We start from the raw sequence: 20,830 nt of genomic DNA, 5'->3' as shown, positions 1-20,830 counted from the left end.
TGAAAACTAAAATAACCTTAAATCATTTGGAGGTGCCTTTTTGTCAGATCATCAAAGTTCCTGGTGGGGTGCACCACGCACGATCACCCATACGATTGCCAACCGCAAAATTTCTTGGCTAGAATTATTTTCAGATTTAGTTTACGTTGTCATTATTCACAGTTTCGTGGAGAATTTAACCGAACATTTTAACTTATTTGGCTTCTTCACTTTCTGGGTCCTGTTCCTATTTTTCTTTAATACATGGACTAACATGGTACTCTATTTCGATTTACACGGCGTCCCCAATCTCCGAAATATCTGTTTTTCACTGTTACAAGTGGTGGCAATTGCCGTCACCGCAACCTTTACCACCGACGTTTTTGCCGGCCATTATACGGGCTTTATCTTAGCCTATTCGTTTAATCAGTTAATTTACATGTATCTCTATTTGCAGACGATGATCAACGATCCCCTGCACGCCACAACCACGCGGCCATTTTTAATCAGTTATGTCATTGGTGAGTTGCTATTCATCGGTAGCATTTGGGCACCTAGTCAGGCTTGGCAACAAGGCTTAATTATCCTCAGCCTCTTAATTTTCATCAGTACGGTCATGCTTGAAAGCGGCAATTTCGACGCCGAATTTAATCGGCGCCACATTCCGTTCAACGTTAACCCAGCGATTCTAGAACGCTACGGGCTCTTCACCATGATTGTTTTGGGTGAATCCTTAGCCGGCATCATTGAGCACATGACTGAGGAACACACGCAATTGGCCGATTATACCCATTTTGTGCTCGCCCTTTTATGTGTCATTGGTACTTGGCTGATCTATTTCACCTTAATGGATGAACGGACCATCGAAGCTAAACGCTATTGGCCAGTCTCCTTATTCCGCGGTATTCACCGCTTCCTAATTGCTTGCCTGACGTTACAGTCATTCTTCATCTCGCAAACACTGGGTACCGGTCAAACGGCGTATTACCACGGCTTATTAATCGTCACCGCACTAGCCTTGTTAGCCTTACTAGCGCTGACTAAGCCAAAGTTATTCAACGTTGCCCCGCTGGCGAAGTTAAATACGGTTTCAATCTTAATTGGGATTGTCGGGATTTTATTGATGCTCCTAACACCCACCTTCATTGGTCTGTTCGTTGTTGACGTACTTCTGTTGGGCATCGGTGGCTACAATTGGATTGACCAAAACTAAAGAAGTCCATTTTGAATTAAAATAAAATCCCCATTCAGAAATAGTCGATATTTCTGAATGAGGATTTTCCGATTATTATGATTGAAAACGTACGTCAAATAACAATTTTATTTTTCTAATCTTGCTCGGGCCGCCGCAACAATTCGCGGTGCTAAGCCTAAGCGTGCGGCTAGCCACATGGCTTCACTTTCGCCGACTTGGTTCAACAGGAGTCGGTATTCCGGCCGTAGCGTTTCACGGTTAAACGCCATGGCGCCCGTAACAAATGCCGGTTCGCGGACCGCATACTGCTTAATTTCACTGTAATGCGTTGTTACGATCAGCTTGGCGCCCCGCTGGATCAGATCGTCGATAATAGCAATTCCTAGCGCCGCCCCTTCTTCAGGGTCAGTGCCACTACCGATTTCATCCATCAAGACCAGTGCATTTGGCCGTAAATCCGTCGTAATCCCAACGAGGGTCGTCATCTCACCAGAAAAAGTACTCAATTGATTGGCTAAGTTTTGTTGATCACCGATATCAATGAGAATCTGGTCAAAGACGGCCAAATTGGTCCCCGTTGCAGCTGGGACTTCTAACCCGACTTTGATCATCAGTGAGAACAGCGCAATCGTTTTAAGAACCACCGTTTTACCACCCGAGTTAGCACCCGTAATCATCAAGCTTTGCGCCTGATCCAAGCTGACGTTCAGCGGCACCGCCTTCGTTCCGAGTAACGGGTGGCGACCATCCTTGATGGTGACGACCTGCTGCTGGTTTAAGGCTGGCATGATGGCCTTCGTTTCCAACCCGTAACGGCCCTTGGCAAAAATCTGATCGAGTTGGCTGAACGCTTGGACTTGCGCCTGTAAGTCGTCCAAATGCTCATCAACATCACCCGTCAAGGTTGCAATAATTTGATAAACTTCCGCTTCTTCCGCCGCGATGGTCGTCGCAAGTTCGCGACCACTCTGAGCCACGTTTCCGGGTTCAAAGTAGACCGTCGAACCCGTTGCGGACTGCCCAATCACCGTTCCAGGAAACTGGTGTTTATACGTCGCCTTTAGCTGCACCCCGTAATGTTGGTCACGTTGAATCACTTGGCGACTCTGCAATTGTGCCGGGTGCTTCTGAATAAATTGCGCCACGGCTGCTTGGACCTTAGTCGTCTGTTTGCGTTTTGTTTGCCGTAACTGGGCCAGTTCCGGTGTTGCTGTATCCCGAATGCCGTGACGGTCCAACGTTTGCTCCAACCGGCGCTTCAAGCCACTCAGCGGTGTCACGTCTCCAGCTAAATCAGCCAGATGTGGCGCCGTTTGGGCACGTAATTCTAAAACCGTTTTAATCCGCGACCAACTCGTGAGCACTGCTAATATCGTCTGCAACTGCGCCGTATTGAGCAAGCGTCCCTGTGCAAGTTTGGTCTTAACGACCGTTAATTGATCCAGATCAAAAAAGGTAAACTGAACATCTTCAGCCAAAAGCTGGTGGGCCTCATGCGTCAATTTTAATTGCGCTTGTACCTCGTCAAAATCAGTTAAGACTGTGCTTTGACGAAGCTGGTCCGTGGCGAGTTGACTGTGAGTTAAGTTGGCGACCGTTTCTAAGATCTGATCAAGTTGTAACGTCTGTTTAATTGTATCATTCATGTGTTTTTTTCCTTAAAGGCAAGACAACACATTCTAACTGTCGATTGTCTAGCCGAATACCGCGTAAATGACGCGAGTGACATTACCGGACAGCATTTCCGCACTCATTAAATTCACCCCTTTAAAAATCGCATAACGTTGGTAGTCTAACATTTGCGTTCAACCGATGCAACTGATTCTAAAGAGTGGGGCAAAAGACGGTTAGTTTGTGAGCATTAACGTGGAATCAGGGATTATTCCCGGGCTTGGAATGGTCACTGATTCCGGGTTAAGCGGAGCAAACTGTCCTTTTGACCCACGTTTCGACCATAGTAATAGTAAAAAGCCGTTCAGAAATAACAAATATTTCTAACCAGCTTTTACGTTTGGTCTTAGGCACTAATCCATCTTAATCGTTATCAGAATCATAGATTGACGGCCCAATCACTAGTGACTCGGCCAACAACGTTTCATTATATAATTTAAACACGTAACTTTGATACTTGACCTCTTGTTGCGAAATCATATCTAGGTATTGTCGTTCCTGCTCCAGTGCGTTCATGAACGCCCGCATTTCCAATTCTTTTTCGGCCCCGGTGAATTCCGGTCGCCGGACCACATCCAACCACGCCCGGGCAAAATCACGGGTCCGGGTGCGTTGCTTTTGCGTCATTAAATCAAAAATAACTGATTTTTTGACGTTTTCCGGTAAATACATCTTTTGAACGGCCTCAATTGCTTGGTGGACCATGTTAACCCGAATCTTATCGATTTCAACATTCGCCTGATTATCAGTAACATCTGGTTTTAACAGGAAGCGGAAAACGATTGTTGGCACTAGCATACTCAAAATAATTAAGACACTTTCAGCCATCAAGACGAGGTTAAAGTCCCCACTGCTAACTTTTGTATCAATCAGCGTATAGGCCAAAGCCAAAGTGACCGCACCGTGGACACCACCAAGTCCATAAATCCACGCTGACCGCCAACTAAATTTCAAGCGCAGTCGACCATACCCAACCCGTACGACGACGTTGGCTACGTACAGGACTACACCAATCAACAGCCAGTTCAGCGAACTAAATAGTGCCCCTTCATCCCTGATAATCTGGACAAACATGAACCCCAAAATAACGAAAACCATACTATTAAAAATTTCGGTAATCATGGAGATCAGGTCCAACCCAAAGTGGACTTGTTGCGCATTGATCAGCCGACTCCGCGCCATTTCAGCGTTATGGACTAGTCCGGCACAAACTACCGCGATGATTCCCGAAACGTGAATCGCTTCGGCCAAATAATACAGGACAAACGGTGTGACGATGTAGAGCAAAATCGACGCGTTCAACGAATTATACGAAGACCGCAATAAGATTTGACGAAAAAGGACCATCACCCAGGCAGCGGCAAATCCAAATAGTGCCCCACCGACTGCGGAAATCAAGAATTCAACGATAGTCTGACTGTAATTAATATAGCCGTTAACGTACCATAAAACGGCCATGTTCAATAAAACAATTCCGGAAGCGTCGTTGAACAAAGATTCCATTTTTAGATGCAACGTTTCACTGACTGGCATTTTGCGCCCACTGCTAACTGATTCCATGGCCGTCGCGTCGGTCGGCGTACTGATTGCAGCCAAAATGAATGCCAGCGGTAAACCAACCCCAGCCGTGGCCCAGACACCGAATCCCGCCAAAATCATGCACAGGATAACCAAGAAAACGGCCATCCCAATAATGTAACGAAACTCCTTGCCGACCGCGTTCAAACGCGTGGCCTGGCCTTCAAAAAATAATAGCGGCGCAACAATTAGACCAATGAAGATTTCCGAGCTAAAGTTCCCAACGTGGCTACCTAAAAATGGGATTAAGCAGAGCAAGGCTCCCATTACCATGCTGATATAATTCACCGAAATTTTAGTAAAGACTCGTGACAAGAACACGCTCATTGTGGCCACAATTAATAAGATAAACGTCGAAAGCATTGTGTGCATCCGCGTCACCCCCTAACGTTTTTTCGTTCAGTTAAAATTCATTCCCTTATATTTATAACATTTGATGACTAAAAACGCATAGTTATAACCTCATATCAAAAAAGTTGATTAAAACCAGGTCTATTTATGCACAAATTAGCGCTGCAAAACTACGATCTCGTCTTGCAGCGCTAATATTTTTGATACTGACTTAGTCAATATCTTGTTCAAGCTCCACCGCTAGCGGTGTGCTCCCCTCATTCACGAGGTCTTGTAACTGACCAAATAGCAACAACAGCCAGCCAAATGAAATGGCAAACGCCTGAATTTCAAACGCCGTTAACGATGGGAACCGGAACCAGCGAAAACCAAAGTTCAAGATCAACAACCCAACCCCAATCCCGTACGAGATCCACAGGAAGTCCTTGGTTACACCGGGCAATAGCCACCGAACACCGACAATCAGTAGGACGAGTAGTGTGACCAAACCGCCAGCCACCGCATCGTGCAGCAAGTGTAAATCGGTGTTGTTGGGAAACATGCCGACCGCGCCAAAGTCAATCGCCGTTAACGTTAGTAACACCCGCAACGTCGATGTGCGCCAATTGCGCGGATAAATTCGGCTCAACGAAACAAACAAGTAGTCGATCAACACGACCATCAGGAGCGCCGAAAAAATCAACGTCAGATTGAATTGCCAAGCGTTCCGGGCACTCTCAGTTCCTAAAAAACTCAGGTTATGTTGCCACCAGCGCCGCTGACCGTTAGCCGCCATGGAAATTACGCAACCACTCACAATGACGACCGTTAAGATCGTCGAAAGTGTCCGGGCGTTGATAGTCAACGCGGCCCCAATCATAAACGCATTGGCAAAGTAGGTAAACACGGCTACGAGTAGCAAGGCCGTTAAACGGTCGAAGACCACTTTTGGAAATAACAACCCCAGCACCCAAAAAGCGCCCACCAAGGCAAAGGCCAAGATCATGACAAACGCCACGGTAATCACGGGAAAGCTCCGCCAATAAATCTGGCGGGAGAACCGATTATCCGGATCATTGCGCGTTTTTAAGAAAAAGCCAATGAAGAGCATTGCGCCGGTAACCACCCCGGTCACAATCGTTAAACTAGCGACCGATTCCGAACCGGTTAATCCAATTGGTCTCAAGCCGCGATAAACCCAGTAGCCGTAACTAACAAGACTTGAAACAATCGCGATGATCAATGGCCAAATAATGAAGTACCATAATCGCTCGGGTTGTGCTTGATTCGCTTTATCCAACACCAACGTATCGTTGCGAACTTTCACTTGTAACTGGTCATCCGGATTCAGTCCCGCGCGCTCCAACATGGAAACGGGAATCGTTACCCTGACCTTTTTTTCCTGCCCTGCCATTAACCTACCCCTTACTTAATTACTCAAATACCATTTGGTTCCGATATAGTTCTGCATAAAAGCCGTTTTCTTTGAGCAACGCGTCATGATTCCCCTGCTCAATAATTGAACCGTCCTTCAAGACGACAATTTTATCAGCATTCAGAATCGTCTTCAACCGGTGCGCAATGACAAAACTCGTCCGCCCTTGGATCACGTTATCCATAGCTGCTTGAATCTTGGCTTCCGTCACCGTATCCACGTTAGAAGTGGCTTCATCCAAAATCAACAAACGGGGATTCGTTAAAATCGTCCGCGCAATGGACATCAGTTGCTTCTGACCGGCTGAAAAGACACTCTGTTCATCGGAAACTTGCGTGTCGTACTTATCCGGTAAACATTCAATAAAATCATGAATATTGGCTTGCTTAGCGGCATCAATGACCCGTTCCATGCTGGCCGTTGGTTCACCGTAGCGAATGTTATCCGCAATCGTTCCGGTGAATAGCTGGGGTTCTTGTAACACGATTCCCACGTTTTGCCGTAAGCTATTCAAATCAAACGTTCGAATATCCGTGCCATCGAAGGTGATTTTTCCACTGTCCACGTCGTAGAAGCGGTTCAGCAAGTTCATCACGGTCGTCTTACCGGAACCAGTCGGCCCAACTAATGCAACCATTTCACCCCGGTGGACATTGATCGTGACCCCGTGCAAAATTTCTTTACCTGGATTATAGCTAAAGTGCACGTCATCAATTTTCAATTCGTCTTGAATCCCATCTGGTTGGCCACCGTCAACTGGATTAACTTCATCCGGTTGGTTACGAACTTCGTCGACCCGGCGTGCGCCAGTGATGGCTAATTGAATCATGCTATAAAGACTCGTTAACGACATGATTGGTTGATAGTACTGTTGTGCGTAGTTGACGAACACAACGACTAACGCTAAAGCCGCCCCTTTGGACATACTACCGTTTAACGCTAACCATGAGCCGAAGAAGATCACAATGGCGGTATTTAGTAGTGACATGCCTTGCATCAACGGGTTCAAAATTCCTGACCAAATTTGCCCAGTCAGCGCTGATTCTTTAACCTTCGCGTTATAGTTCGTAAAGCCACGTAACGAATCGTGCTGCAAGCCGTTGGTGATTAACACTTTTTGGCCGGTAATCTGTTCATTAATGTATCCGTTCAAACGGCCAATGTCGTCTTGTTGTTGGTTGACCGCGGTTCCAGCCTTCCGCATGACTAATGCCGCAATAATTAATGCGACCGGCGTTGAGGCCATGGTCACCCACGCCATCGTCACGTTTTGGTTGAACATCACGATTAAAAGTCCGACAAACTGTGCAACGGCCAGCAATACTTCCAGTAAAGCCTGGTTCATCGCGTTAAAAATGTTATCTAAATCCGACGTAAACCGCGCTAAAATATCGCCATCGCTGTGCGTATCGAAGTATTGAACCTTCATCCGTTGCATCTTACGAAACAGACCCACACGCATCGTCCCCGTCGAATGGGCCGTCACTCGGGCTAGAATCAAACTTGAGATAAAAATGGACGCGGCGTCGCCAATGTATAGCAAAATATAAATCACTAACGTATGGTTAAACGTCCCTAAACTTGCATGCGCCCGCGTCGCCGTATTTGTCCACTGACCTAAATAAGTGGTCAGTTCTTCAACGGCACGCCCTAAATAAGTCGGCGCAATCACAATGCACCACGTTGAGAAGGCAATCAATAACGTGCTTAAGATAAAGCCCCGCCAATATTTCTTTAAATAGTGCCAGTAATACTTGCCGGCATTCCGTAAGTCGTTCATTGAATCCCCTCCTCACGTGCCTTTTGCGTTTGATAAATAGCTTGATAAATCGCATTATTTTTCAGTAGTTCGCGGTGGGTCCCACTCCCACTGATTTGACCATCATCTAAGACTAAGATTTGGTCCGCTTGAATGATTGACGCAATCTTTTCAGCAATGACCACGGTTGTCGTGGACTTCAAGTCACGGTCCAAGGCTTCTTGAACCAGTTTTTCAGAGCGCGCATCCAGCGCGGACGTCGCGTCATCTAAAATCAAAATTTCTGGATTGGCAATCACACCCCGGGTAATCGCTAGCCGTTGTTTCTGACCGCCGGAAAAATTCTGTGACCGTTCTTCAACCGGCGCGTCGTAATTTTGTGGCAAACGTTCGATAAACTCGGACGCCTGCGCAACGTTTGCGGCCCAGCGCATGTGACTAACTTCTGCGTCCGGTCGTACTTGCCTTAAGTTGTCAGAAATCGTTCCCGAAAAGAGGGTCGACCGTTGGAGCACGTACGCAACGGTGGCACGTAACGCCTTTTCTGGAATCTGCCGGACATCTACGCCACCGATCTTAATGTGACCGCTATCCGGATCATACAAGCGCGCAATCAGCTGTGCCAGCGTCGTTTTACCTGAACCTGTCGCCCCGACGATGCCGAGCATGGACCCAGCCGCAATGTTAAAACTAACGTCCTTTAGCGTGGGTTGGTCGTCACCCGGATACGTAAACGTGACGTGTTCAAAGGTGATATCACCCGCTAATGGTTTTTCGTTATCATCCGCCACGTACGTCATACTTGGCTGCGTTTCTAACACTTCATCAATCCGGCCGATTGAAATGAAGGCCCGTGACGCAAAGGTCATCAAAAAGCCCCCGTTAATAACGGCGTATAAGATTTGCATTAAGTAAGAAATAAAACTCGTAATTGCGGCTAAATAACTAGGATGGGTCGTAATGTTTTGCCCAACCAAGTAGACCGCCATCCCAACGGCTAAGTTCGCCGTTAAGAAGAAAATTGGCATTAAAATTGAGAACCAGTAACCGATTTTAGCTGTCACGGCAGTCAGTTGATCCGACGCCGTCGAGAATTTTTTAATTTCGTTTGGTTCTTGAACGAACGATTTAACCACGCGAATCCCCATTAAGTTTTCCCGCGCAACCGTGTTGACGTTTTCAATATCTTGTTGGGTTTCGGCAAAATACTTGGTCATTCGTTTAACGGCGATCCATGATGCCAGTAAAATAACGGCCATCATCACGATGATGACCCACCACTGTTCGGGCATCGTTACCACGGCAAGAATCAACGCCCCAATAAATAGCAATGGAATCCGGGTAATCTGTTGAAAACCCGCCATCACAATTTGTTGGACTTGATTAATATCATTCGTCATCCGAACAACTAAGTTAGACGCTGAAAACTTTTCAACGTCCGCGTACGCAAATGACTGAATTTTAGCGTACAGGTCGGCACGCAAATCCGTGGCCACACCTAGGGCAACCTTCGCGGAATAGACCGTATTGACAATCCCACCGGCGATCCCAAGTACGGCTAAGCCGAGTAGCATCAACCCTTCGCGAAAGACCGTCTGCTGGTCATCCTTAATAATGGCTTCCATCACCACCTGCAGTAATCGCGGTTGCCATAAGGTGGCAAAAACTAAGACAATCACGGATAGCATCGCTACCCAGACGTCTACGTGATACCGTTTAAAGTATGGCATCAACACTTTCATTCTCCATTCCTCCCTCAAACTCATCTTCCCTAAGCGTACCCGAAATTAACGGGTTCCACAATCAATATATAACGGTTTTTAACAATTAATATCACTGAACTAATACGCATAAATAAAATCAGGATTACTTTTAAAACTTATCATCCCCATTACTGACCATTCAAAAAGGGACGGTCTTCAGAAATTTGGTTCCTTTCTGAAGGCCGTCCCATCACAAGGTAGCTTAGGAAAACAACTGCTTGTGAACGATTTTTTTTAATTAATTAGCTTTATTGAAACTTCCGCCGTAATCCTGCATAACCTAGCCCAACTAAACCTAAGAGCGCAACTCCCAACAAGCTGATTGGTGCCGCACTCTGCTCGTCGGTTTGAGGTAGCGTCGCTTTACTACCCAGATGATCATCCTGTGAGCCAGTCGCTTTTACAGCTGGTAAGGTCACGTTTACCCGGTTAGCTTGGTGTGCTAACTGCATTGTTGTTTGACCATTAGCCGCCTGACTGACGCGAACGCTATCCCCGTCAGCAGCTTGCAATTCAGTCAAATAAGCTTGCAACGTAGCCAAGTTAACACCGACTTGATCATAGATGGCTTGAACAGCTGCTAAGATCTGGTCAGCATTGTCATAGTTATTTGCTTGCAATGACAACAACTCTAAAATTGCAGTGTCATTTTTGGTCGTTGCTTGCGCTGCGGTTAACGCATCCGTGAGTTGCGCCACGTTTGCCTTAGTAGCGTCTAACGTCGCGTGTTTTTGAGCAGACACGGCTTGGCTATCTTTCAAACTTGCTTGGGCGTCAACTAATGCGGGTTGCGCGTCCTTCAGAGCCTGAATATCATCAGCCAATTTAGCTTGCAACGCCGCAATTTCTGCCGGTGCATTCTTCAACGTCGCGGCATCCGCTACCTTCTGCTGCTTAAGTTGCGTCAATTGGTTTTGTGCCGCCGTTAACTGAGTGTTTAGCTTCGTTAAGTCCGCGTTAACTTGGTCCAATGCCTTTTGAGCATCAGTTTGCTTAGCTTGTGCTTGCGTAGCAGGCCCTTGCTTTGCAGCCACGTCCTGTTTTGCAGCGGCTAAAGTCGCCTTTTGAGTTGCTAACTGGGCGTTTAACGCGGTAATATCGGCATCCGTCGTCGTGCTAGGCGTCAAATTAATGGTATCCGTCATGTTGAATTTACCAGGGGTTGTAACGTACGCTGGACTATCTTTAACCATTAGAATATGCACTTGACCCATTGAGTCAACGGCAATCCCCATGTATTGTTGGTCGTTAATATCCATACCACCATTATGGCCCGTTAAAGCATCCGCATGACCGAAACCTGAATCCTCATCATCCGCAACCATCCCTAAGATGGTATTATAAATTCCTTGTTTAAGGTCATCCATGGTCGTTGCATCGGCTAGATAACCGTTACTTAAGTTTTCGTAGTAATTGCCCGTGTTATCCAAACCAAACGTTGCAGCCACTGCTTCAATTCCGGCAACGTCATGACCCTTCCATGACCACTGATCCGCCACGTAGCGCTTCGCAACGGCATTGGCAAATTTCAACGAATCCGCAGTGACCGCCACTTTAAGGTTACCCATCTGTGTCCGTAACTGGTTGATCAAGTTAGCAGCGAAGAGGGTCAGTTCTTGTTGTTGCGCCCCGGTCAGGTTATCCAAATTAGGAACCGTTACGGCTGCGTCCGCAGCATTAGATTGATACTTATTAGAAGCAATTGCGCTCGTTTTTCCTAGGACGGCCTGAGTTGACGCTGTTACAGCAGCTTTATTAGCATCACTTGCCTGGTCATAAGTGTCAAACAACGCATTGTTGATTCCCGGTGCCAACGTAATGGTGTTCTTCTCAGCAGTCGTCGCCGTTGCAGCGTTGATTTTAGCTTCAGTCGCATCAACCGCAGCTTGCGCACTTTGCTGGGCTTTTTGTGCCGCAGTCAGTGCATCCTTGGCTGGCTGTGCTGCTTTGTTAGCCGCGTCCACGTTTGCTTGGGCCGTGGTTTGTTCGGCTTGCTTAGCCGTAACCGCCGCATTTGCCTGGTCAACCTTCGTTTGAGCAGCGGCCGTGTCCTGTGCATTGGTTTGGGTCCGCTTTTCGGCGGCGTCCTTGGCTGCCTGTTCATCCGTCAACTTTTGTTGATCAGCGTTAACCGTCGCTTGTTTATCATCACTATTTTTTTGCGCCTGGTCAACGGCCGTTTGTTGTTTGGCAACGTTTTGATCAGCCGTATCGGCATCAGCTTGCGCTTGTTGTTGAGCTTGTTTCCCCTTCGCTAGCGCATCTTCAGCCGTTTTCTCAGCAGCCTGATCATCAACGATTTTTGCGCTAACCTGAGCTTGTGAATCCTGATTTTTTTGAATGTTTTCAGGCGTTGCATCCGCAACGTTTTGTTTTGCCCATTCTAACGACTTTCCGACCGTTTTCTGGTCCGCAATCGTATCTTTAATATTAGCCTTTGTCGTTTTAACGGCTGCTTTTACCGTTGTCCCCGACGCTTTAACGGCTTCAGCCGTATTGGAATCCGTTTTCATTTCCGTGTTTGTCGCTGGTTGATTTGCCTGCGTCGTTGCATCCGCTTGGGCCACCTTAGTGTTTCCTAATGAAAGGGCCCCCGCAACGGCCGCAATCCCCGTCACAACCTTTGTTACATTTTTCATAAAAAAGTCTCCTCCTAGATTTTTGACTTATACCTTAGTTATATCGTACGGTCAAAAAATGTCAACATAAGTTTTATCTAGAAGTCATTTTACAAAAAAAGTCGCTCAGAAATATTGACTATTTCTGAACGGCTTTTCACTATTCTTATGGGCGAAACATGTGCCAAAAGACCGTTTGCTCCGCTTAATTCAATATTTAGTTCACGTGCCGTTCGCGTACTTGGTACCAGATCATACCGGCAACGCCGAATAAGATTGGTCCAACGAGCATCCAAATCGTATTTGCAATTTTGCCCGTCTCTAAGATTGGTTGAATCAAAGTAAAGACGTTGGCGCCCAAGACGACTACGAACACGACCCAGCTGATGATTTTGGTCCACATCATTGATTTGTAAACCTCGAAAGGTTTTGCAATCGACTGATTTTCCTTGAATTTCGGAAAAGCGTACAACAAGAACAAGTATGGCAAGGTCATCGAAACGTTCGCCATCAAAGTCAAAATATTATAGAACGCCGAAGCATCCCCGGTCGCAAACGACGCAACCAAAATAATAACAATGACGATTGCACATTGGATTATCATGGCGTAGCTTGGCATGCCATTTTTATTCAGCTTCGTAAACTTGGCTGGCCATAATTTCTTTGGTGTCCCAAGGATCAGTGTCTTTAATGGTGAATAGGTCAACGTAAAGAAGGCCCCGGTATAAGCGAGGAACATCCCCAAACCAGTGTAACGGGCGAACCATAAGCCGACCGTGTTAGCCGCTGCTGTGCTTAACCCTAAGGCTTGGCCCAATACGTAACCTAAATTCCGCATCATCACGTAACTAATGTTCCCCATGTTGGTCGTCGGGTTGGCTAAAACCGCTTGCCAGTTCGTGCTAATGCCCCAGCAGAAGATTCCTAAGCCATAACCAATCGTAATCACGATGGCGGAAATAATAATCCCGCGGGGGAAGGTCTTTTCAGGATTCTTAGTCTTGTCGACCATCCCACCGAGCACTTCCAAGCCACCATAAGCAAAGATGGCAAACACCGCAAACCCTAACAAACCCACTGGGTGTTGGTAACTCGGGTTAGGTGAAGTCAACACGTGTTGTAACGGCTGGGCAAAGTGCCCGTGGTTTAAACCTAAAATAATACCAGAAACAACTAATAAGATTGCCGTTAAACTCGTGACGGCGACTCCGCCTAAACTCGTGATCCGCACGATGCCCTTCATCCCTTTAATTGAGACAAAGGTCACTAATACCATCCATAAACAGGATAGAATCCCGATAACTTGGGTCGCATTTAACCCCATCAGTGCAAACTTCTGCGTCTGATCACTCCCGAAGAAGATCGTTGTGAACGGTATCCACACCTTTGCAGACGTTGAAACTAACCAGATAATGTAAGAAGCAAACCACATGAAGGTCCCAACAAACGCAAAGCGCGCGTTCACACTGACCTCCAACCACTTGTACATCCCACTACTATCCGACTTAATTGCAGCGCCGTATTCCGCCATCATTAACGCAAACGGAATAAAGAACAAAACCGCGGCAATTAGATAAAACAGAATGGACGAATACCCCATTAAGTAAAAGGCAATCGTGCCGTTCGCAAACCCAAAAACCGTGGTAAAGATCATCATGACTAACGCCATTAAGGTGATCTTCTCATCATTTTTTTCAGCCATTTTTTCGCCCCACTACTCACTTTAAATTAGTAAACTGCCATTAAAACAGCTTGTACCTCTAAGGTTAGTCGACCCATAAAATAAGCAGATTGATTTTTAATGATAATCATATAATTTTTCACTGTGAACCAGCGTTTTTAATTAAATTCGACAATTATTTCATTCACAAAATATTGATTTAATTAGCCAGTAACGTCGCGTTAACACTCCTGCAACATTATGCGTGTATTCTTATGGATATTGAGTCATTAATTTATATAGACGGGGCGGACATCATGAAAAATTTTAAATTAAAATCAATTTTACTACTGGTCGCAATCGGCTGTGTTTTCGGATTAGTGGCCAACGTTGCTTCTAGTTTTGTACCACAAACGGCCATTACGGCAGAAGCTTCTTCAAAAAAGAGTCAAGCTAAACAAATCAAAAAAATCAATGCGCGCTTATCGAAGAAACAGCGTGCTGCTAAAAAATGGATTGCTTACCGCGAATCCGGCTACAGCTATACTGCTCGTAACGGCAGATGTTATGGTCGTTACCAATTACTAATTGGTTACTTACACGGTAACTTATCACCAGTCAACCAAGAAAAACGTGCTAACAGCTACGTCGCTGGCCGTTATGGCTCTTGGACTAAAGCCAAGAAGTTCTGGCAACAACATCACTGGTATTAAATTTAATTCTAAAACAACAAATGAGTGTCACAAAACCAACTGGTTTTGTGACACTCATTTTATTTTTACTAAAGCTAAAGATTGAAAGTGCTAAAACTAGTTCAATCGTTGCCATCTACTTATCATTAGAAGATTAGTATTTTCAGCGCTTCGCCGGCAGAATCAGTGGGCCATGGGGTCGGCTGCAGACAAAGGACGGTCTTTCGCCTCGCTTGAAAGCCTCAAAGAACGAGTCTTTCAAGTCGCCCCGCACTGTAACCTGGCAAAAAAACGCCAGCTAACAGTGCCGACACGGCCCGATGGTTCTGCCGGCTACGCTAAGATTGTTTTAAAACAAACCAGTTAAGTTTGTCAGCAACCTCAACATATCTGAAAGTTGTCTATGATAAATATGACTTTAATCGGATGCTGGGAGGTTGCCACTGATGGCATCGGTCGTGAAGGTGGTTTTAGTCCGGTGATTTTTCCGGACTTAGACCACGGACGGTCCAGGACAATTGCGTCATTTGCAAGTGTTCTGGGCGAGGGGCTAGACCGCTCCTCAGGCTAGCCCCGGTCCCACGACCGCATGTCATCAGTGTCAACCGGAACAGCTTACAAGTAGCTAATTTGTTTTAGTCTTTAGATTTTTATTAATGATCTATTTTTCAACTAGTCACTAATGACTAACAATGACTTGATAGCTTCCCGCTTATCCATGGCTTCATAGGCCTGCTGAACGTGGTCTAAATCAAAGCGCTTCGTGAACACCTTACCTGGGTGAACCGTGCCCTTTAACACGGCGTCCAATAAGACTTTGCGGTCATCACTCGTTACCGAAGCAATCCCACCCCGCAGGCCAATGTTTCGCCAGAATAAATTATTCGTATTCATTTCCGCTTTTTGTGGCACACCAACACGGCCAACAACCGCACCAGGACGCCCGACTTTAACCGCCGTATCAACTGATTGTTCAGTCCCAACGCACTCTAGAACCGCATCAGCCCCAGCACCGTCCGTCATCGCAAAGACCTTCTTCACGGCTTCGTCGCCACGTTCAGCAACAACGTCGGTTGCGCCGAATTCACGGGCTAACGCCTGCCGGTCAGCGTGACGGCTCATGGCGATGATCCGCTTAGCCCCTAACAGCTTTGCAGAAATGACGCCACATAACCCAACGGCACCGTCACCCATCACAACCACGGTGTCACCGGCTTTGACTTCCGCCGTCGTGGCAGCATGATAACCAGTTGCCATCACGTCCGCTAACGTTAATAGATCGTTTAATTGATCATCACTATAGTCGCTAGGTTGACCAGGAACTTTCACTAAAGCCCAGTTAGCGTTAGTGAACCGTAAATATTGGCCTTGATAGCCAACGATTTCATCATCGTCGTTATTGACACAGTCACCGTCAAAGCCCGCCAAACAAGCGGCACAGTGCCCGCATCCGTGCGTAAACGGTGCAATGACGAAGTCGCCAGGTTTAACGTTGGTGACTTCCGCACCGACACTTTCAACCACCCCAATCGCTTCATGACCAACGGCGGATGGCTGTTGCCGTTTAGAAATTCCACGATACCACCATAAGTCTGAGCCACAAACACAGGCCCGGACAATTTTTAAGACCGCATCCGTGGGTTTCTTAATTTCAGCTTTGGGTAACTCACGAGCTTCCATTTTACCGGGTTCTACAAAGACAGCTGTTTTCATCAATAATTCCTCCAATACTTTATTTACCACTTTACTATAGTCCCTTACAGTTACTTCAAGGCAAGGCTTTGCACCAAAAAATTCATCTCGTATTTGATTCCAGTCCTTAGCGTGACTTCACTAATGCTATAATGAAGCATCATCTTAATTGGAGTTGAAAATAATGGCAAAGTTTGAATTAGCAAGTCAGTATCCCAGCGGTCCAGCGCTCGGCGCGGCCGTTGAACAGATCAAAAATAACGCTAGTAACGGTTTAAGTGTGCGCTATGCAACGCGCAATGATGACGAAATCAAGTTCATCTTTACCGATATGAAAACCGGTAAGGTCACCGAAATGGCCTATGCCAAAAATAGTGACAACAGTTGGACATTCAACGCCGACGAATCGACCAATATTAACGATTTATTCTAGTAACGAACGCACGCTAAAAGACAACTAACTATTCAGAAATATACGCTAATTCTGAATAGTTAGTTGTCTTTTATTATGGTCGAAACGTGTGAAAAAAGACAGTTTGCTCCGCTTAACCCACCCGGTACCGCAACACGGTCTTTAACCGTTCAGGGGCAACTCGGCGTGCATCCGACAGGTAAATTTCCCGATGAACCTTACTGATCCGTTGCAATCCCTTGGCCGCGACAAGTTCGTCCATTTTGGCAAAGCTGCCGGGTTCATCATCGTAAGCCCCAACGTGCAAGATTTGTGCAACTTGCATCGCTTCAAAGCGTTGAACGGCAATCTCACCAATTAATGGCAATTGTTTTTTATCCCGGACCGCGGCGATCGTCGGTTGGATGAGTTCTTCCGGAACAAAGTCCGGCACCCGAATCATAATGTCATAACTAAATTCATTTTTATCCAAATGGTCCATCCGCTGACCCTTAGCCGTCAGTGACCAAACACCCTCTAAGGGGAAGACCACGTAATCCTCAAATTCAGCCGATTCACCGGCAACTTTTCTGTACGCCGCTTTAAGCCCATACGCGGCCGGATACAATGCTTCCAGCTTAGTTTTAAAATCCGCGCCGTTAGGATTTCCCGTCCCGTGTAAACTGATAAACCGTTGGGCGGGGACATCCAAAATGACCGGCGTCTGTTTAGCCATATAAAACGCCTTTTCCTGCTTGCGCCATTCGTACTTCACCATACCTCAGCTCCGTTCTCAATTATTACGTTAATTATACCGTAATGACTTACGATGTTGGTTGGTAAGCCACCGTATTTAACCACCAAAAAAGCGGGTACAACGGCCGCTACTTCACCGTGATACCCACTTTATTTACGCAACCCGCGTGCGAGTTGTAATTTTAGCTTTATTTAACATGACGGAACTAGTGACCACGGATAACGAGCTAAACGCCATCGCTAGGCCGGCTAATTCAGGGCTTAGCGACACGCCAAGGACAAAGAAGACTCCGGCTGCAACTGGAATGCCAAGCACGTTGTAAATGAACGCCCAGAATAAGTTCAGCTTAATGCGGCTGAAGGTTTTCTTGCTGAGTGCCAACGCCTTATCGACATCCCGCAAATCGTTTTTAACTAACACAATTCCACCGGCATCAATCGCCACGTCGGTCCCAGACCCCATCGCGATGCCGACATCGGCGACTGTCAGCGCCGGTGCATCATTGATACCATCACCAACGAAAGCCACCTTACCCGTCTTCTGTAAGGCTTGCACGTGGTCCGCTTTATCACCTGGTAAAACGTCCGCAATTACCTGGTCAATGCCGACCTGCTTAGCAACCGCGTCGGCGACCCGTTGATTATCCCCCGTTAACATAACGGTCTTCAGGCCCCGGGCTTTAAGATCAGCAATCGCCGTTTTCGAAGTGTCCTTCGCCACGTCTTGAATCGCAATCATCCCAATGATTTGGTCATCTAGACCAACGTAAACGACTGTTTTAGCAGCATCTTGTAACGCGGCTTCTTGTTGTTCCATCGCTGGATCGAACTTAAAGTTTGCTAATAACTTATGGTTACCAACGACCGCAGTATGCCCATCAACTTGCGCCTGAACGCCCTTACCCTCAACGGCTTGAAAGGCTTCAGCTGGCTGGTGTTGAATGGACAATTCCTTGGCCCGGTTTAAAATCGCCGTGCCTAACGGGTGTTCAGAAGCTTCTTCCAAACTCGCAGCAATCGCTAAAACTTGGGTTTGATCTCCAATTACGTCCGTCACTTGTGGTTTTCCCACAGTGATCGTCCCGGTCTTATCAAAAACGACCGTTTTGACATCATTAACGGCTTCCAAAACTTCACCGTTTTTAATCAAAATCCCCATTTTGGCCCCACGACCCGTTCCAACCATCAAAGCGGTCGGCGTCGCTAAACCAAGCGCACATGGGCAAGCAATCACGACAACGGAGACCGCAAAGATCAACGCGCTGGTCACACTCGCACCCAAGAAGACGTACCAAGTCAGGAAAGTCGCGATGGCTAAAATTAAAACGATTGGGACAAAAATATCCGAAACCTTATCCGTCAATTTTTGAATTGGCGCGTGGCTGTTCTGCGCTTTTTTAACTAATTCGACAATCTGTGACAACATGGTCTGATCGCCAACCTTATTGGCTTTGAACAGGAAGGTCCCGTTACTATTAATCGTCGCGCCAATCACGGCGTCATCGACATTTTTTTGAACCGGCATACTTTCGCCGGTCACCATCGACTCATCCACGTTGGAACTGCCCTCGATAACCACCCCGTCAACCGGGATCTTTTGCCCGGGCTTTACCCGAATAACGTCGCCTAACGACACCTGTTCCAACGGGATACGAACATACTCACCGTCCCGCAAAACTTCGGCGTCCTTAGCTTGTAAATTAACGAGTTTTTCAACGGCACTCGACGCGTTATTGCGCATCCGTTCTTCAAAAACTTGTCCTAATAACACGAAGGTCGTGACAAAGGCGGCACTTTCAAAGAACACCGCTTGGCCAACAATCATGGCATAAATGCTGTAAAAATAAGCAGTTGCCGTCCCAATTGCGACTAGCGTATCCATGTTTGAGTGGTGTTTCGTAAACGATGCCCAGGCGCTTTGAACAAACGGCCCAGCTGAAACGACCATGATGACCGTGGTTAAAATGAGCTGGGTCCAATTACCACCGGGCAACATCCAACCAAACGGCATTAAAATCATGTTGGCTAACATCGGCAGTGAAAAGACTAATGCAATCCAAAAACGTTTTGTAATACTCATACGCTAATCACAACCTTCCCACTGAACATGTCCATTCCACAGCTAAATTCAAAAATTCCGGCCTGATCAGTGGGAATTTTCACCGTCTGGGGTTGTTGGAGGGGCAACGCCGTTTTAAAATTGAGGGCGTCAGAGTGCACCACGTCTAAACAGCCTTGGTCACTGATTCGGGTAAACGTTAACTCAGCGGGAACCCCTTGCTTTAGCATAATGACTTGTGGGGCGTAACCACCGTTAACGACGACATTGACTTGTTGTTTTGTTTGCATCATTACGACCTCCGTTATTTAATCGTTAGCTTGCCGTGAAACATGTCCATGCCACATGCCCACTGATATTCGCCAGATTTGCTAGTGTCAATTTCAATACTTTCCGCCTGATCCTTAGGTAGGGCGCGGTTAATCCCAAAATCACTGAAAACAACGTGATCTAAACAACTGGAAGCATCCTTACGCGTAAAGTTCAAAACCGCGGGTACACCCTTTTTCAAGACAATGTGTTCAGGTGAATAGCCCCCACTAACTTCAATATTAATTTGTTGCTGGTTACCAGCCGTTTCGGCGCTAACTTCCGCTACTTTGTGTTTACCGAAGAACCACCAAGCAATAAATCCAATTACGGCTAACCCAACTAACAAAACGATAATTTTAATCATTTTAAACTCCTCCTCTTATTTCAAATTCTTATGCCATTTTTTATAAACGCTAAGTTTACATCTGTAATCAACAGAAGTAATCATACCGCCATCGTTTACAATTGTCAACGATAAAATTTACCCATTCTATGTAAAAAATCACCAGTCGTTTGGACTGGTGATCAATCATAATAACTTTGCTCTGAAATGCCTTTATCTCAACACTCATTGACAAATTTGCGACTAACCATCATTCTAAAAGCATCATTCTGAGGAGGTCTAAAATGAAAAGCTATCAATTTGAAGCAACAATTCACACCGCCACCACTGGTAAAGGCGGCGCCTACGTTATCTTTCCTTACGATATTCGCAAGGAATTCCATAAAGGCCGCGTCAAGGTCCACGCCACGTTTGACGGTTGCCCCTACGACGGTTCGATCGTAAACATGGGGGTAAAAACCGCGGACGGGCAAATCTGTTATGTTTTAGGGATCCTAAAAAGTATTCGTCAAACACTGCATAAAGATATTGGCGATACCGTTCAAGTCATTGTCACACCACGCTAATCAACCTAATTTAGAGACAAAAAAGGAGCTG

Annotated in this window: 16 protein-coding genes; 4 read left to right on the top strand and 12 right to left on the bottom strand. The window is 46.3% G+C overall.

Going from position 1 to position 20,830, the window contains the following annotated elements:
* Window positions 1–40: 40 nt before the first annotated feature.
* Window positions 41–1,192, top strand: coding sequence for a low temperature requirement protein A (locus AAA939_RS00800; protein ID WP_338207538.1), 1,152 nt, complete (start codon window positions 41–43; stop codon window positions 1,190–1,192).
* Window positions 1,193–1,299: 107 nt separating this feature from the next.
* On the opposite strand, the gene AAA939_RS00795 is transcribed toward AAA939_RS00800, so the two are convergent.
* The 7 genes from AAA939_RS00795 to yjeM all read right to left on the bottom strand — a co-directional run bounded on the left by AAA939_RS00795 (window position 1,300) and on the right by yjeM (window position 14,030).
* Window positions 1,300–2,820 (bottom strand): endonuclease MutS2, encoded by a 1,521-nt coding sequence (locus tag AAA939_RS00795; protein WP_338207539.1) that lies wholly within the window; start codon window positions 2,818–2,820, stop codon window positions 1,300–1,302.
* A 388-nt stretch (window positions 2,821–3,208) separates the two neighbouring features.
* Complete coding sequence (locus AAA939_RS00790; protein WP_338207540.1) at window positions 3,209–4,795, bottom strand: cation:proton antiporter; 1,587 nt, start codon at window positions 4,793–4,795, stop codon at window positions 3,209–3,211.
* A gap of 190 nt (window positions 4,796–4,985) precedes the next feature.
* The gene (locus AAA939_RS00785; RefSeq protein WP_338207541.1) at window positions 4,986–6,167 is read right to left on the bottom strand and encodes an AbrB/MazE/SpoVT family DNA-binding domain-containing protein; all 1,182 of its coding nucleotides are present in this window, start codon (window positions 6,165–6,167) and stop codon (window positions 4,986–4,988) included.
* A 19-nt stretch (window positions 6,168–6,186) separates the two neighbouring features.
* Window positions 6,187–7,968, bottom strand: coding sequence for an ABC transporter ATP-binding protein (locus AAA939_RS00780; RefSeq protein WP_338230402.1), 1,782 nt, complete (start codon window positions 7,966–7,968; stop codon window positions 6,187–6,189).
* Window positions 7,965–9,689 carry an ABC transporter ATP-binding protein gene (locus AAA939_RS00775; protein ID WP_338207543.1) on the bottom strand — a complete coding sequence of 575 codons (1,725 nt, stop codon included), beginning with the start codon at window positions 9,687–9,689 and terminating at the stop codon, window positions 7,965–7,967. The genes AAA939_RS00780 and AAA939_RS00775 overlap by 4 nt, the downstream gene beginning before the upstream one ends.
* A 269-nt stretch (window positions 9,690–9,958) precedes the next feature.
* Entirely contained in the window at window positions 9,959–12,349 is a 2,391-nt protein-coding gene (locus AAA939_RS00770) for an SEC10/PgrA surface exclusion domain-containing protein (RefSeq protein ID WP_338230400.1), read from the bottom strand.
* Window positions 12,350–12,545: 196 nt separating this feature from the next.
* On the bottom strand, window positions 12,546–14,030 hold the full coding sequence (gene yjeM / locus AAA939_RS00765; RefSeq protein ID WP_338207545.1) for a glutamate/gamma-aminobutyrate family transporter YjeM: 1,485 nt from the start codon (window positions 14,028–14,030) through the stop codon (window positions 12,546–12,548).
* 275 nt (window positions 14,031–14,305) lie between these two features.
* Here yjeM and AAA939_RS00760 point away from each other — a divergent pair, with 275 nt between their 5' ends.
* Window positions 14,306–14,701 (top strand): aggregation-promoting factor C-terminal-like domain-containing protein, encoded by a 396-nt coding sequence (locus AAA939_RS00760; protein ID WP_057707506.1) that lies wholly within the window; start codon window positions 14,306–14,308, stop codon window positions 14,699–14,701.
* Between the two features lie 651 nt (window positions 14,702–15,352).
* On the opposite strand, the gene AAA939_RS00755 is transcribed toward AAA939_RS00760, so the two are convergent.
* Window positions 15,353–16,393, bottom strand: coding sequence for a zinc-dependent alcohol dehydrogenase family protein (locus tag AAA939_RS00755; protein WP_338230398.1), 1,041 nt, complete (start codon window positions 16,391–16,393; stop codon window positions 15,353–15,355).
* Between the two features lie 163 nt (window positions 16,394–16,556).
* On the opposite strand from AAA939_RS00755, the gene AAA939_RS00750 reads away from it, so the two are divergent.
* Window positions 16,557–16,805, top strand: a complete 249-nt coding sequence (locus tag AAA939_RS00750; RefSeq protein ID WP_057707504.1) for a hypothetical protein — start codon at window positions 16,557–16,559, stop codon at window positions 16,803–16,805.
* A 112-nt stretch (window positions 16,806–16,917) separates the two neighbouring features.
* Here the strand turns inward: AAA939_RS00750 and AAA939_RS00745 are convergent, their stop codons facing one another.
* The 4 genes from AAA939_RS00745 to AAA939_RS00730 form a co-directional block, all read right to left on the bottom strand.
* Window positions 16,918–17,541 carry a GyrI-like domain-containing protein gene (locus tag AAA939_RS00745; RefSeq protein ID WP_338230396.1) on the bottom strand — a complete coding sequence of 208 codons (624 nt, stop codon included), beginning with the start codon at window positions 17,539–17,541 and terminating at the stop codon, window positions 16,918–16,920.
* A gap of 132 nt (window positions 17,542–17,673) precedes the next feature.
* Window positions 17,674–19,599, bottom strand: a complete 1,926-nt coding sequence (locus tag AAA939_RS00740; protein ID WP_338207548.1) for a copper-translocating P-type ATPase — start codon at window positions 19,597–19,599, stop codon at window positions 17,674–17,676.
* Window positions 19,596–19,871, bottom strand: a complete 276-nt coding sequence (locus tag AAA939_RS00735; RefSeq protein WP_420914903.1) for a cupredoxin domain-containing protein — start codon at window positions 19,869–19,871, stop codon at window positions 19,596–19,598. The genes AAA939_RS00740 and AAA939_RS00735 overlap by 4 nt, the downstream gene beginning before the upstream one ends.
* A gap of 11 nt (window positions 19,872–19,882) precedes the next feature.
* On the bottom strand, window positions 19,883–20,254 hold the full coding sequence (locus AAA939_RS00730) for a cupredoxin domain-containing protein (protein ID WP_338207549.1): 372 nt from the start codon (window positions 20,252–20,254) through the stop codon (window positions 19,883–19,885).
* A 263-nt stretch (window positions 20,255–20,517) separates the two neighbouring features.
* Here AAA939_RS00730 and AAA939_RS00725 point away from each other — a divergent pair, with 263 nt between their 5' ends.
* Entirely contained in the window at window positions 20,518–20,799 is a 282-nt protein-coding gene (locus tag AAA939_RS00725; RefSeq protein ID WP_338207550.1) for a DUF1905 domain-containing protein, read from the top strand.
* The last annotated feature ends 31 nt before the right edge of the window (window positions 20,800–20,830 follow it).

Source organism: Lactiplantibacillus paraxiangfangensis (assembly GCF_036246185.1).
In the GTDB taxonomy this organism is placed as follows: Bacteria; Bacillota; Bacilli; order Lactobacillales; family Lactobacillaceae; genus Lactiplantibacillus; species Lactiplantibacillus paraxiangfangensis.
Note: the sequence above shows the minus strand (reverse complement) of the source record. Positions and strands in the feature narration are given on the sequence as shown.